Below are 14,853 nucleotides of genomic sequence, written 5' to 3' on the forward strand. Positions count from 1 at the left end.
GCGGTTTGGGCGACCGGTGCCGGTTTGCCCCGTCAAATCATTAGCACAACCGTTAGCAGGCTCACAACTAATCCCAGTGCCATACCAGCCGCGACCTGGGTGGGTGTGTGGGCGTTCAGGTGTAACCGGGCACTGGCCAGCAAACCCGCCAGAATGATCAGCAACAGGAGCGGATACAGCAGCGTGAGTTCGCTGTATTTGACGGCAATGCCGAACAGGACGCCCACCATTCCACTAATGCCGACGCTATGGGCACTGATTTTCCAGAACAGACTAATCAGGCCAACTAACGTAACCGATACCGTTACGCTGCCCAGTACAATCCCGATTTCCGGTGCAATATCCGAAAGCGGAGAAAGACGGAACGTAAACAGCAGGGTAGTGGTGGTGTAAAGCAGGGCCGTCAGGAAATACGGCAACCGCCGGTCGCGCAACTCGTCCATGTGCAGGCTGCGGACGTGCCCCATGCGGTGCATGAAATAAATGAGAAAGGCCGGAACCAGAAACGTACTGATGCCAATCAGCATCAGCAGACTTAGTCTAAAAGTTGCCGTAAACGTGTCGACCCCCAGCACCGCCGGTGCCCTGAACAACAGAATGCTGAACAGAATGGTGGGCATCAACAGCGGGTGAAAAATCGCCGACAGCGCGCGGGCCAGTATGATGCTTACCTTCTCGGGTTTCAAATTTCGGTCTTCGGTCAACCGTTGCTCTTCAATCATTTAGCAAAATTAACAAAGCGTAACGATTAATAGTAGCGTTTAAACCGTCAACCGAAAACCAAAACAATTACAATTGCTTCCGCAACCGGGCCACCGGAATGTTTAACTGTTCACGGTATTTAGCCACCGTCCGGCGGGCAATATTGTATCCGCGCTCGTTGAGCATTTTTTCGAGTTTGTCGTCCGAAAGCGGATTGCCTTTGGGTTCATGGTCGATAAACTCCTTCAGGATATTCTTGACCTCCCGGCTGCTGACATCCTCGCCCGAATCCGTCGAAATCCCTTCGGAGAAAAAGTATTTGAGGGGATAAATCCCAAACTCGGTCTGAACGGATTTGCTGTTGGCCACGCGCGAAATCGTCGAAACGTCCATGTCAATCATGGTGGCAATGTCCTTCAGAATCATGGGCCGGAGCTTGGTTTCGTCACCTTCCAGAAAAAAGTCGTACTGGAATTTGACGATGGCGTTCATCGTTTTAAGCAGCGTGGCCTGGCGTTGCTTGATGGCGTCGATAAACCACTTGGCCGCGTCGAGTTTCTGTTTGACAAACGAAACGGTTTCTTTCAGCGATCGGTTGTTTTTATCGCTCTTCTCGTAGGTGTCGAGCATCTCGGCAAACGACCGGCTGATGCGAAGTTCGGGCGCATTGCGGGAATTCAGCGTCAGTTCGAGCTTGCCGTTGTTGTTGGTCAGAATAAAATCCGGAATGAGGTATTGAACGGCACTGTCTTCACCCTCGACCGAACCCGGTTTCGGATTCAGCTTGGTGATGATCTGAATCACTTTCTTGAGCTGGTCTTCCGTGATATTCAGTCGTTTCTGGATTTTGTCGTAGTGCTTTTTCGAGAATTCTTCAAAAAGGTCCTCGATAATCCGGATTGCCAGCGGAACGGCGGGGTCCGACAGATCTTTCCGCTGGAGTTGCAGCAGCAGACATTCCTGCAATGAACGGGCGGCAATGCCCGGCGGGTCGAAGGTCTGAATCCGCTTCAACACGGTATCAAGCTCCTCGATATCGGTAAAAATATTATGCGAAAAGGCCAGGTCGTTGACAATGGCCTGCATCGACCGCCGGATGTAACCGTCGTTTTCGATGCTGCCAATGAGTTGCATTCCAATGACTTCCTGCCGCTCATCGAGGTTCAGATAACCAAACTGCTGCATCAGCGTATCGGTGAGCGTCGAACGGTTGGCCACCGGCATCTCGCGTTCTTCTTCGCCGTAATTGCCGTCGCCCTGCATTTTGTACCCGTTGTAGTCGTCTTCGTTTAGATAACTGCCCAGGTCAACTTCGTCGTTGCGCTCTTTATAATCATCATCGTTATAGTCATCCGCAAACGGATCATCGGAGTTGGGTTCGTCGAAATCAGTATCAAGACCCTCTTCCAGAGCCGGGTTAATTTCCAGTTCTTCTTCAATACGGGTTTCCAGCTCTGCCGTCGGAATCTGCAACAGTTTAATAAACTGAATCTGCTGCGGAGATAACTTTTGCTGGAGTGATTGGGTAAGGCTAAGTCTTTGCATAAGGTAACAATATTCTGGTCCACAACCTCTTGGCACGGTATTTTGGGCGCTCCTATCAAATTCCAGACCAATTTTAAAAAAATAATGTTATCCGTCCTACTTAATTTTATCTAAGAAGAATATATAAGTCTGATAATTAAGATATTGTTTGGGATGTTTTTCAATTATTGGTTCGCAACCCGTAGAAGAAGTCGCTTCATATTTCGCCGAATGACGTAACTTTACGGCTGTCTTTCACTTATTTACTTTTCAGAATGAGTCTTTTACCTGTTAAACAATTGCTCGCGTCTGACACAACCGGCCAAACCGTTACCGTCAAAGGCTGGGTTCGAACCAAGCGGGAAAGCAAAAACGCCATTTTCATCGCCATTAACGACGGCTCGACGATCCATAACCTACAGGCCGTTGCCGAACCGGGTCAATTCAACGAAGAGACCATCCGGCTGGTAACGACCGGTGCCTGCGTGGCCATTACCGGAACCCTGGTGGAGTCGCAGGGGTCGGGGCAGAAAGTAGAGGTAAAGGCAACAGACATTCATATCTACGGGCCCGCCGATCCGGATAAATATCCGTTGCAGCCCAAGAAACATTCGATGGAGTTTCTGCGGGAAATCGCCCACCTGCGCCCGCGTACCAATACGTTCAGCGCCGTGCTCCGGATTCGGCACGCCCTGGCTTTTGCCATCCATCAATACTTCAACGACAACGGTTTTTTCTACCTGCATACGCCCATCATTACCGCTTCGGATGCGGAGGGGGCGGGCGAGATGTTCCGCGTCACAACGCTGGATCTGGACAAGCTGCCGCGCACGGAAGAAGGGGCTATCGACTATAAGCAGGACTTTTTTGGCCGTGAAACCAACCTGACGGTTTCGGGGCAACTGGAAGGCGAACTGGGCGCGCTGGCGCTGTCGAAAATCTATACCTTCGGGCCGACGTTCCGGGCCGAAAACTCCAACACCACGCGCCACCTGGCCGAATTCTGGATGGTGGAGCCGGAAATGGCCTTCTACGAACTGGAAGACAACATGAATCTGGCCGAGGATTTTGTGAAATCCGTGATCGGCTACGCCATGCAACACTGCGCCGACGACCTGAAATTTCTGGAAACCCGGCTGCTGGAAGAGGAAAAAAATAAACCGCAGGCCGAACGCAGCCCGATGCCGCTGCTTGAAAAGCTGTCGTTTGTTGTCAACAACGATTTTCAGCGACTGACGTACACCGAAGCCATCAACATTCTGCTGCAATCGAAACCGCATAAGGAAAAGAAATTCCAGTATCCCGTTGGCTGGGGTGTCGACCTGCAATCGGAACACGAGCGGTTTCTGGTGGAAAAACACTTTAAAAAACCCGTTATCCTGACCAACTACCCGCGAGAAATCAAGTCGTTCTATATGAAGCAGGACGAGCCGTCGTCGGCGGCTCCCGGACCGACCGTGCGGGCTATGGACGTGCTGTTTCCCGGTATTGGCGAGATCATTGGCGGTTCGCAGCGGGAAGATGATTACGAGAAACTCATGGAGCGGGTGCAGGAAGTCGGCGTTGATCCGGCCAACATCTGGTGGTTCCTCGAAACCCGTCAGTTTGGCTCGGCTCCGCACGCCGGTTTTGGTCTGGGCTTCGAGCGGCTGGTGCTGTTCGTGACGGGCATGAGCAACATTCGGGATGTAATTCCGTTCCCAAGAACGCCGAAGAGCGCGGAGTTTTAAGCCGTACGTAGTCAGAAATAAATCAGGGAGGATAGGGCAATTCGGTTGCTCTGTCCTCCTTTTTTGTTTCCCTCGTTCGCCGGTTGGCGGGCTTCAGGCACTTGGGTTCGGCTGATTCCGGGGCGTCGCGGAACAGAAGGGTTTAAAGTAAAAAAATAAAAAGACCACGTAGGTTTTCGGTCAAATTTGTCTTTAAAACAGAAGTGCTTATTCCTGACCCCTAATTGCTTTTAAACCGTAGTGTATGCAGGTTAACTCTACCTCGGAAAATCCGGAACAGAACGTTCCGCAAGGCTGGTCCCGCGAACGGTTCGACGCTGGTTTATCGCTGTCGGCAGCGTCCGGAACTTCGGAAGTGGATGCGGAGCTTTTTATCCGGAAAGCATTTGACGAAGACCCGCAAAAAGGCTGCGAGCTACTTTTCCGGTTGTACTACCGGGTGTTGTGTACCCATGCCGTCCGGTTTGTTTATTCCCGTGATATGGCCGAAGACCTGGTGGCCGACGTTTTTTATACCTTCTGGAATACCCAGGCATTTCGTTCCGTCAGGCTTTCCTATCGTTCGTACCTGTTTCGTTCGGTGCGGAACCGGGCCTACAATTACCTGCTGAACGAACTGAAAAAAAATGATTCCCTCGAGTCGGCCACGCAGCACGAAACGCCCCCGTCCGACCGGCCCGAACCGATCATGCATTTTGAGGAACTGTATCACAAGGTCGATGAGCTGGTTGCGACCTTGCCGCCCCAGTGTCAGAAAGTATTTCTAATGAACCGTTTTGAAGGGAAAAAAAGCCGTGTAATTGCCGACGAACTGCACCTGTCTGTCCGCACCGTGGAAGGGCACATTGCCAAAGCCCTGGCTACGTTGCGCAACGGTCTGAAAGACCACTGGGTCGAACTGGTCCTGCTCGTGTGCTTTTCTTTTTGATAACCCATCCGTCCGACATTTTTCAGACTCAACTGCGTAGGTTTTCCACTGATTTTGTCCCACGTATAGATGTCGCTTCAATACCAGTATGATTCCTTCGGTAACTAAAAACCTGCTATTCGATCACTTCGCGGGCCGAACGACCCCCCTGCAAAAACGATTGATTGAAGAATGGTCGCGTGACGAGGCCAATCAGGAAACCTTTTACCAGTGGCTGGCCGAGTGGGAACAGCAGGCTCCGCTGTACCTGCCCGAAACCGACCATGCCCTGCACCGCTACCGGCAGCACATGGAAAACAGGCCGGTCGTTGATGGGGTGGTTCAGCAGCCGGATCAAAGCGGACACACCACCCGAAACCGTCCGTTCTGGACCCGCTGGCTGGTGGCGGCTTCAGCGCTGATTCTGCTGGGGCTGACCGGCTGGCTTTACCGCAAAACGCTGCTCTACGAATCGTACCGGACAGACTTTGGCGAAACCCGGATGTTTGAACTGGCCGATGGCAGCCGGGTGACGTTAAATGCCAATTCGTTGTTGCAGGTGCCCCGGATCGGTTTTGGCAACTACAGCCGGGAAGTACTGCTGCAGGGTGAAGCGTATTTCTCGGTGGTTCATACCGTTGACGACCAGAAGTTTATTGTAAAAACCGACAAAGGCGTCGATGTGGTCGTGCTCGGAACGGAGTTCAGTGTGTATGCCCGTTCGCGGGGTGCAAAAGTTCTGCTGAACAAAGGCAAAGTTCAGGTGCGGTATGAGGTCGAAAAAAAAACCGGTCAGGTTTTCCTTAAACCCGGTGACTTGCTGACGATTGAGGGCCAACGGCGCCCCAACGTTCGAACCGTGATTGCCCGCAAGTATGCCGCCTGGAAGGATCACCGCTTTCTGTTTGAAAACACGAAAATCAGCGAACTGATTGAGATGCTGGCGGATATCTACGGCCTGAAGGTCGAAATCAAAAGCGAAAAACTGGCTAACCGGACGCTGGATGGCTCGTTTCAGGCTAAAAACGCCGACGAATTTCTGAGTGTGATTGCCGAGTTGCTCCAGATTACTGTACACCGTCAGGGGCATACCGTCTTGTTTCAAGAGTAATTTCTAACCTGCGCATAACCTGTTTTCTCGTATGAAAAATTTATTACCAACTCGTTTTAAGGCAGGGCTTCTTGTAATGGCGTTCTGTGTTGCTGAGACCCCCGGCTGGTCGCAGACGCTGGCCATGACCCGGCAGGTCGCCCGCAAGGCCAAAACGGCAATTGCTCCCGAAACGCGCCCGTTGAAAGACGTCCTGAGGGAGATCAAAAGCCGTTATAATGTCGATATTTTGCTCGAAGGAGGTTTGATTGACGGCATACGGGTAGCCGCCGAGGTCGTCGATTTCAATCAGAGTGTCGAACGGAACCTGACTAAGATTCTGCGGCCCAATCAATTACACTACAAAAAAATTAAGGCAGGTTCGTACCTGATTCTGGACGAAAAGAAGGGGCCAAAGTCTACCGACGATCAGCCATTAACATATATCCATTCGGAAGGTTTTGGTAATCAGCTGCCTGGCGAAAAATCGGCTGAGGATTCCGCTCTGCCATCCGGCAGGGGGGCGGAAACCGTGGCGGATGTGACCGTGCGGGGTAAAGTAACGGACGACGAAAAAGGGAGCGGGCTGCCCGGGGTGAGTGTGGTGCTGAAAGGTACGCAGCGGGGGGCAACCACCGATCCCGACGGTAATTTTTCAATTGTCGTTCCCGACGGCAAGGCTGTCCTGGTATTTAGTTTTGTTGGTTACGAAGCGCAGGAAGTGACCGTCGGAAACCGTACATCCATCAACATCAGCCTGAAAGCGGATACCAAATCCCTGAACGAAGTAGTCGTGGTGGGCTACGGTACGCAGAAAAAAGCAAACCTGACCGGAGCGGTTTCCACCGTGGGCGGGGAGGTGCTCGAAAGCCGTCCGCTGGTCAATCTGGCGCAGGGCTTGCAGGGGTTGGTGCCGAACCTGAACATCAACATCAACAGCGGGGCGCCGGGCCGGGGGGCTACCTACAACGTCCGGGGAACTACGTCCATCAACGGGGGCGGGCCGCTGGTGCTGGTCGATGGGGTGCAGATGGACCCAAACCTGATCAATCCGGCGGATGTCGCCAGCGTGACCGTCCTGAAAGATGCGGCTTCGGCGGCTGTCTACGGGGTTCGCGGGGCCTACGGGGTTATTTTGATTACCACCAAAACGCCCAAAAAGAACGCACCGTTGCGGGTCAATTATTCGGGTTCGATCACCACCACCCGGCCGACGCGCCTGCCCAAATACGTTAATTCCGTCCAGTACATCCGGATGCACCGCGAAGCCGACGCCACCGGGGCCAGCAGTGGCGGTTCGCAGGCCACCGAAAAGTTTACGGAACTCGACCTGGCCAATGCCGAAAAATACCTGGCCGATCCGGCGAACAACCTGCCGGTTTATGTCGATCCGGGCAACCCGTCGAAATACCGTTACGTCGGCAATACCGACTGGATTGCCGAACAGTATCCGGGCTGGGCACCGATGACCGACCACAACCTGTCGCTGTCGGGTGGGGAGGGAAGAACGTCTTTCGTGGCTTCGCTGGGGTATCTGGGGCAGAAAGGAATCCTGGACGTAGCCAACGAAACCTTCCGGCGCTACAACGCCAACCTGAAAGTATCGACGGAGGTAACCAAATGGATGGACCTGAATTTCCGGTTTAACCTGAACCGGACCGAGGGCAACAGACCGACGCCCGCCAACACCGGCGGCACCGCCGAAAGCTGGATCAGTAACGACCTGCGCCCCATCATGCCGGTCTACCATCCCGACGGAAATTTTTCCGGGCAGGGGAGCTTCACCAACCCCATTGCGCTGGCGACGCTGAACGGACGCTCGCTTGATAAGGCGAATGACCTGTGGCTCACCGGAGCTATCGTGCTGCGGCCCATCGAAGGCTTGCGGGTGGAGGCCAATTACACCTGGAATGGCTACAACCGGAACATCGAGCGCCACTGGAAAGAATACAACGAATACGGAGCCAACGGCGTGTTGCTCGGAACCTTCCCCTGGTCGCGCCCGAGCCGCGTCACGGAAGCGTATAACACGGACACCTACACGGCGCTGAATGCCTACGCGGAATACCAGCGCACCTTCGGCACCAAACACAACATCAAGGCGCTGGTGGGTTACAACCAGGAATTGAAGCAGATGAAATTCGATTCCAGCTCCATCAAAAACCTGATTGATCAGACCATCCCTGCGCCCAACCTCAACAACGACCCCGCGCCCGGCATTGGTGCCAGCCGGGGCGAGTGGGCCGTGAGCGGCACGTTTTTTCGCCTGAATTACGATTATGCCGGGAAATACCTGCTGGAGCTAAACGGACGGTATGACGGAACTTCCCGGTTTCCGCGCGGCAATCGCTACGTGTTCCTGCCGTCTATTTCGGCGGGCTGGCGGATTTCGGAAGAACCATTCTTTAAACCGCTGCAAAATGTGGTCAACGACCTGAAATTCCGGGGGTCGTATGGAACACTGGGCAATCAGGCCGGTGACGTGCTGGGCAATTATCCGTACCTGGCCACCATGTCGGCGGGGTTAGTCAATTACATCTTCGGGGGCCAGCGGGGGGGCGGCGTCGGCACACCGGGGCTGATTAGTGCCAATTTTACGTGGGAGAAAGTGACCACAATGGACCTCGGGGTGGATTTTAGTTTGTTTAACAACCGCCTGATCACCAATTTCGACTGGTATATCCGGGATACGAAAGACATGATTGTCGGGGCGTCTCCGCTGCCCGCCGTCCTGGGAACCAGCGCCCCCCGGCAAAATGCGGCCAACCTGCGCACCAAAGGCTGGGAACTGAGCACTACCTGGCGCGACCGGATTAACAAGGACTGGACCTATGAGGTGACGCTGGCGTTGTCGGACTATACCGCCAGAATTACCAAATACGATTTGAACACCACCAATTCCATTACCAATCTGGGGAACGGCAACTATTACAACGGCCAGCGGCTGAACGAAATCTGGGGGTTTGAAACCGCGGGCTTCTTTGCAACCGACGACGCGGCTGCTCAGGTGGATCAAAAGCAGATCTGGGGCGGTACGTGGCTGGCCGGTGATATTCAGTACAAAGACCAGAACGGAGATGGTAAGATTACGCGGGGCGTCAACACCCTGTCGGACCCCGGCGACCAGAAAGTTATCGGGAACTCGACCCCGCGCTACCAGTTTGGCCTGAACCTGTCAACGCAGTACAGAAACTTCGACTTCACGATGCTGGTGCAGGGAATTGGCAAACGGGATCTGGCGCTTTCGGGACGCCAGTTCTGGGGTTTTACCAGTGAGTGGGATGTGCCGCTGCAACCGATTCTGGACTACTGGACGCCCGAAAATACGGGTGCCTACTACCCCCGGATGCGGTTTGGCGGAGGGGGGAATTTCCAGCCGCAGACCAAATACCTACAGAACGGGGCCTACGCGCGGCTGAAAAACATCTCGCTGGGGTATACCCTGCCTCGGGCTTTGACCAACAAAATCAAACTGCAAACCGTGCGGGTGTACGTAACCGGGCAGAATTTGTTTGAGGTCACGAAGTTTTACAAGGCACTCGACCCGGAAACCTTCAGCCAGGGCGCTTATCCGCTGAACCGGGCGTTATCCGGGGGCATCCAGATTGGTCTTTAAGTTTTACGAAAAGCAATACCGTCATGTTTCGCTATAAATCTATTCTGTATTTCCTGATGCTGGCGCTGGTGGGCCTTTCCTGCAAACGGGAGGATTTCCTGGACCGGTTTCCGCAAAGTGCCCTGACCGAGCAGACGTTCTTTAAAAACGAGAACGACCTGAAACTCTACGCCAATCAGTTTTATCCATCACTACCTGTTCAGACGAGCCTGTCCGAAAATGCATCTGACAATTTTGTGCCCAATAACCGCGACAGTTTTCTGTCGGGCTTGTATGTGGTGCCGGTTACAGCTTCGGAGGGCGGCTGGACCTGGACCAACGAACGCAACGCTAATTATTTCCTGAACCGTTACCAGCGGGCCGATGCGGCTCCCGCCGTGAAAAACAGGTATGCCGCCGAAGTACGGTTTTTCCGGGCCTACAACTACTGGCGCAAAGTGGTGCGGTTTGGCGATGTGCCGTGGCTCAGCAAAGATTTAACCGACGTGTCGGAAGAACTGACCGACCCCAAGCGCCCGCATAAGGAAGTGATGGATTCGGTGCTGGTGGACCTGAACTTTGCCGTTGAAAATCTGCCCCTGCCTAAAGATGCCGAAGCCAACCGCCTGCACAAATATGCGGCCGCGGCCCTGAAAGCCCGCATCTGTCTGTGGGAAGGTACTTTCCGGAAATACCACGCGCTGGGCGACCACCAGCCGTATTTGCAGGAAGCCGTCAATGCATCGGAATTGATCATGAATTCGGGTTTGTACAGCATCTGGACAACCGGCAATCCCAATACCGATTACTACAACCTGTTTATTCAGGAAGAACTACAGAGCAATCCGGAAGCCATTATGCCCATGCGCTACCTGAAAGACGTGCTGATGCACAACCTGACGCGGCAATTGGGCGAATCGGGTACGGGTTTCAGCAAAAACTTCGCGCGGGCCTTCCTGTCGAAAGACGGTTTGCCGACGAGCCTGAGTCCGCTGTACAAAGGCGACAACACGCTGGAAGAGGAAGCGACCAACCGCGATCCGCGGTTCAAGCAGCTGATCGGCACCCGGGGCTTTGTGTTTCAAGTCAATGCCAACGGCACCCGCGATACCATCAACCTGCCCCGAATCGGCACCAGCGTGGCCCCGACGGGCTATCAGGTGATCAAAGGCCGCTCGCCGGACCTGGCGCAGTGGAACGCCAATCAGTCAACACTGGACCTGTTTATTTTCCGGTATGCCGAAACGCTGCTGGTCTACGCCGAAGCAAAGGCCGAACTGGGGCAGGCGGATCAGGCGGTGCTGGACAACTCGATCAACAAAATCCGGGCGCGGGTGGCCATGCCGCCCCTGAACGTGAATGTCCCGAAAGATCCAAAATCCGACTTTCCGGCCCTGCCCGCCCTGCTGGACGAAATCCGGCGCGAACGGCGCATCGAACTGGCCGCTGAGGGTTTCCGGCTGGATGATTTGCTGCGCTGGAAAGCCGGTAAGCTGATCGAAAATCCCGAAACCGTTCTGGGCATGAAGCTGACGCCCGCAATGCGGGCGATGTACCCGGCCACGCAGGTCGCTAATATTGTGGTGGACGCCAACAACTACATCCGGACCTACAACAACATCACCAGCCGGACGTGGGACGACAAAATGTACCGCTATCCGATTCCGTCGCAGGAACTGACGCTCAATCCGAATCTGGCCCCGCAGAATCCGGGCTGGTAAATCCGTTTTGAGCTACTGAAGACGTGCAGAACGAGGTCTTTGCCGGTTGTAAGCCGTCGGAGACCTCGCTTTTTTGGTAATCTCTTCTAATTGGCAAACCCGTCGAATCCTATTGTTAGAACCCTGAAACGTTTTTCTTTTGGCTGTTTCCAGTACCCAGTCGCAGCATCCACGGCGAAGATCGCGCCCAACCTGAAGAAAACCCGGGAACGCCTTTGTTCATTCCGATGGAAACCGAACGGCTTGGGAAAATGAAGTATTATTTTTATAAAAAACTAAATTATTCTTAATTTCGTAACGGTGCAGACCCGGTTGGCCGTAAAGCTAAACGTCAATCGTTTTTATTGGTGTTGTATTCTGGTTTTCATGAAGTGTTTTTCCTTCCTCTTTTTTCGGCTACCGATTCTGAGTCTTGTTCTCCTGGTCTCGATGTCATGCGGTGACGAAGGCGAAACACGGAAAAGGAAGGAGAAGAAAGTGTCTGAGTCCATCGACGTATTGGGTGCCCTGCCCGAATCGGTGATTGATCCGCCGGATAATCCGACGAACCCGCAGAAAGTGGAACTGGGGCGGTTGCTGTTTTACGACCCGATTTTGTCCGGCAACCGGGATGTGGCCTGTGCAACCTGCCATCAGCCGGATTTCAATTACGCCGAATTTCTGGAAACATCGATTGGGGTGAACGGAACCGGGAGCGGCAGCAAACGGCAGTTTCGAACGCCCAACTCCATTCCGTTTGTCAAGCGAAACTCGCAGTCTATCCTGAATACCGCGTTCAACGGCATCACCAACCACGGTGAGTATAATCCCGTTCTGGCTCCCATGTTTTGGGATTTACGGGCCAAAGGGCTGGAAGAACAGGCGTTGATCCCGATTAAAACCCTGGAAGAAATGCGGGGTCATGCGTATACGGAGGAGACCATTCTGGATGAAGTCATTGCCCGGATTCGCAACATTCCGGAATACCAGACGCGGTTTGGCGAAGTGTTTTCGGGAGAGACAAACCCCGTACACGCGAACAATCTGGCGAAAGCCATTGCCGCGTACGAACGGACGCTGGTAGCGAACCAGTCGCGGTTTGATCAATACATGCGGGGGGATAGTAATGCGCTTTCGCTGAGTGAAAAAGACGGCCTGAATCTGTTTTTACGAACCGGTTGTGCCAAATGCCACAACGGCCCGATGCTGTCCGACTTTAAATTGCATACGCTGGGGGTGCCCGACACCCAGAACCGGCAGGAATCGGATGCGGGTGTTCACAACAACTATGCGTTTCGGACGCCGTCGCTGCGCAACCTGCGGTATACGGCCCCCTACATGCACAGCGGGCGGTTTGCTACGCTGGATCAGGTGCTGCTGTTTTATGAAGATGTGGCGGGCGGGAAAATAGAAAATCCGCACGTGACCGCCAGCCAGATGGACCCGCTGGCCCGAAAAATGGACGTGAATTTCCGGGATATTTCCGGAATTGTTGAATTCCTGAACACGCTCAACGACGATTCGTTCGACAAAACCGTTCCAACCCGCGTGCCCAGCGGGCTGAAGGTGAAAGGGAATGTGGAGTAACGGTAATTTGTCCTTTTCCTCCACATTCCCTTTTTTGCTACAGCGTCTCTTTCAGCCACGCGAAAAATTCCCGCTGCCAGACCAGTGCATTCTGTGGCGTCAGCACCCAGTGGTTTTCGTCGGGCAGGTAAAGCAGTTTGCTTTTGATGCCGCGCAACTGAGCCGCCTGGAAAGCCTGCAGGCCCTGCTCGATGGGAACCCGGTAGTCTTTGCCGCCCTGGATGATGAAAATCGGGGTGTCCCACTTATCCACAAAATTGCTCGGTGACTGTTCATACGTACGCTGGGCAGCCTTGTTTTTCTGGTCCCAATACGGTCCGCCGAAATCCCAGTTGACAAAAAACAATTCTTCGGTGGTGCCATACATACTCCGGAAATCAAAAACACCGTCGTGCGAAATAAACGTTTTAAACCGTTTGTCGTGCATCCCGGCCAGCGCATACACCGAGTACCCGCCGAAGCTCGGACCAACGCAGCCGAGCCGGTTTTTATCCACATACGGTTCTTTCGCCACATCGTCAATTGCGCTCAGGTAATCCTTGAGAACCTGTCCGCCCCAGTCCTTGCTGACCTGCTCGTTCCATTCGGTGCCGTGCCCCGGCATCCCCCGACGGTTTGGAGCCACAACGATGTAGCCCTGTGATGCCATCAACTGGAAGTTCCAGCGGTAGGAATACATCTGCGTCAGGGCCGACTGCGGACCACCCTGGCAGTAAAGGAGTGTCGGGTATTTTTTGGACGCATCAAAACCCGGCGGGTAAATCACCCAGACCAGCATTTGCTTGTTGTCGGTGGTTTTGACCATCCGGCGCTCGGTTTTGCAGATACCGGTGTTTTTCAGAACCGCGTCGTTGACGTGCGTGAGTTGTTTCAGCGACCCATTGCCCAGATCAACGGTATAGAGTTCGGTCGGGTGGTTCATGTCCGTCCGGGAAACGACCAGCGTGTTCCCAGCCTGCCCGATGATGCCCGTAATGTCGAAATCACCTTTGGTAATCTGCGTAATCACCGGCATCATTTTAGTCAGTCCCGGATACGTCACTTTAAAGAGCTGGATGGTACCATCGACGGCCGACGTAAAAAACAGCGCCGTTCCGTCCTGGCTCCATTTAAAACTGTTGACGTGAATATCGTCGCGCTGCTGCGTCAGGTTGAGTTTGGCGGGGCCGTTCATGACCACAATATCCTGCTTGTCGGCTTCATAACCGTCGCGCTTCATTTGCAGCCAGGCCAGTTGCCCTTTGGCGTTGTACTCGGGGCTAACGTCATAGCCCTTGTTTTCTTCCGTCAGGTTTTTGGTCGTACCGGTGGCCAGATCGTATTCGTACAGATCGGTATTGGTGCTGACGGCGTAGTCCGTTCCTGCTTTTTTCTTGGTGACGTACAGAATGCGTTTGCCGTCGGGGTGCCAGATAAAGTCCTCATCGCCCCCGAACGGTTTTTGCGGACAGTCGAACTTCTCGCCCGGCATGATGTCTTTGGCCTTTCCGGCTTTCCCGTTGACCAGTGGAGCCACAAAAACGTGATCGTATTTGCCGTCTTCCCAGGTGTCCCAGTGGCGGTAATTCAGCGAATTATAAACGTACGCATTTGATTTCTTAAGGTCCGGGTATTTATCGACGCTGGTGATGTCCTCCAGCTTCACGGCTTCGCTGCTGATGATGTGTTTGCCATCCGACGAAATCCGGGAATTGAGCAGTAGCTCATCGGCATTGGCAATTTCCACCGCCGGGCCGCCGGTTAACGGTATTTTGTAGAGTTTTCGCGCGCTTTTGTTTTCCTCGGCGCTGGGCGTACTGACCGCATAAACGACCGACTGTTTGTCTTTTGAAATGCCCAGCCCTGATACGCGGCCCCATTTCCAGAGCTGTTCGGGGGTGAGCGGAGTTTGCGCCTGTGTGCTCAGCGATAGCAGCAGAAGACTGCCCATCAAGCTTATTTTTTTCATGCGAGTTTCGGAAAGATTGAGAAGTGTTGGTGCCTCAAACTTACGGATAATCCGGAATTTTTAGGTGGAA

General features: G+C 53.7%; 9 protein-coding genes. 6 read left to right on the forward strand and 3 right to left on the reverse strand.

The features are described 5' to 3' along the window. Positions 1-32: 32 nt before the first annotated feature. Both LX87_RS17665 and rpoN read right to left on the reverse strand, forming a co-directional pair. Positions 33-722: a phosphatase PAP2 family protein gene (locus tag LX87_RS17665; RefSeq protein WP_229310708.1), complete on the reverse strand. Its 690-nt coding sequence runs from the start codon at positions 720-722 to the stop codon at positions 33-35. A 67-nt stretch (positions 723-789) separates the two neighbouring features. After that, positions 790-2,247, reverse strand: coding sequence for an RNA polymerase factor sigma-54 (gene rpoN / locus LX87_RS17670; RefSeq protein ID WP_111629587.1), 1,458 nt, complete (start codon positions 2,245-2,247; stop codon positions 790-792). Positions 2,248-2,501: 254 nt separating this feature from the next. Here rpoN and asnS point away from each other — a divergent pair, with 254 nt between their 5' ends. The 6 genes from asnS (at position 2,502) to LX87_RS17700 (ending at position 12,835) form a co-directional block, all read left to right on the forward strand. Beyond that, positions 2,502-3,956 carry an asparagine--tRNA ligase gene (asnS, locus tag LX87_RS17675; protein ID WP_111629588.1) on the forward strand — a complete coding sequence of 485 codons (1,455 nt, stop codon included), beginning with the start codon at positions 2,502-2,504 and terminating at the stop codon, positions 3,954-3,956. 244 nt (positions 3,957-4,200) lie between these two features. Next, positions 4,201-4,884 (forward strand): RNA polymerase sigma-70 factor, encoded by a 684-nt coding sequence (locus LX87_RS17680; RefSeq protein ID WP_111629589.1) that lies wholly within the window; start codon positions 4,201-4,203, stop codon positions 4,882-4,884. 88 nt (positions 4,885-4,972) lie between these two features. Then, a complete protein-coding gene (locus LX87_RS17685) occupies positions 4,973-5,974 on the forward strand; it encodes a FecR family protein (protein ID WP_111629590.1) in 1,002 nt (333 codons plus the stop codon). Between the two features lie 31 nt (positions 5,975-6,005). Then, the gene (locus LX87_RS17690; protein WP_211325324.1) at positions 6,006-9,569 is read left to right on the forward strand and encodes a SusC/RagA family TonB-linked outer membrane protein; all 3,564 of its coding nucleotides are present in this window, start codon (positions 6,006-6,008) and stop codon (positions 9,567-9,569) included. A gap of 23 nt (positions 9,570-9,592) precedes the next feature. Then, positions 9,593-11,269, forward strand: a complete 1,677-nt coding sequence (locus tag LX87_RS17695; protein ID WP_111629591.1) for a RagB/SusD family nutrient uptake outer membrane protein — start codon at positions 9,593-9,595, stop codon at positions 11,267-11,269. Between the two features lie 477 nt (positions 11,270-11,746). Beyond that, positions 11,747-12,835 carry a cytochrome-c peroxidase gene (locus LX87_RS17700; RefSeq protein ID WP_229310709.1) on the forward strand — a complete coding sequence of 363 codons (1,089 nt, stop codon included), beginning with the start codon at positions 11,747-11,749 and terminating at the stop codon, positions 12,833-12,835. Between the two features lie 37 nt (positions 12,836-12,872). Here the strand turns inward: LX87_RS17700 and LX87_RS17705 are convergent, their stop codons facing one another. Beyond that, positions 12,873-14,783, reverse strand: a complete 1,911-nt coding sequence (locus LX87_RS17705) for a S9 family peptidase (protein ID WP_111629592.1) — start codon at positions 14,781-14,783, stop codon at positions 12,873-12,875. Between the last annotated feature and the right edge of the window lie 70 nt (positions 14,784-14,853).

The sequence above is a fragment of the Larkinella arboricola genome (assembly GCF_003259745.1).
In the GTDB taxonomy this organism is placed as follows: Bacteria; Bacteroidota; Bacteroidia; order Cytophagales; family Spirosomataceae; genus Larkinella; species Larkinella arboricola.

What these genes read in the sequence shown, in the direction of transcription:
- LX87_RS17680 (WP_111629589.1), top strand. Translation starts at nt 4,201, where the DNA reads ATGCAGGTTAACTCTACCTCGGAAAATCCGGAACAGAACGTTCCGCAA.
- asnS (WP_111629588.1), top strand. Translation starts at nt 2,502, where the DNA reads ATGAGTCTTTTACCTGTTAAACAATTGCTCGCGTCTGACACAACCGGC.
- LX87_RS17665 (WP_229310708.1), bottom strand. Translation starts at nt 722, where the DNA reads ATGATTGAAGAGCAACGGTTGACCGAAGACCGAAATTTGAAACCCGAG.
- LX87_RS17695 (WP_111629591.1), top strand. Translation starts at nt 9,593, where the DNA reads ATGTTTCGCTATAAATCTATTCTGTATTTCCTGATGCTGGCGCTGGTG.
- LX87_RS17705 (WP_111629592.1), bottom strand. Translation starts at nt 14,783, where the DNA reads ATGAAAAAAATAAGCTTGATGGGCAGTCTTCTGCTGCTATCGCTGAGC.
- LX87_RS17690 (WP_211325324.1), top strand. Translation starts at nt 6,006, where the DNA reads ATGAAAAATTTATTACCAACTCGTTTTAAGGCAGGGCTTCTTGTAATG.
- rpoN (WP_111629587.1), bottom strand. Translation starts at nt 2,247, where the DNA reads ATGCAAAGACTTAGCCTTACCCAATCACTCCAGCAAAAGTTATCTCCG.
- LX87_RS17685 (WP_111629590.1), top strand. Translation starts at nt 4,973, where the DNA reads ATGATTCCTTCGGTAACTAAAAACCTGCTATTCGATCACTTCGCGGGC.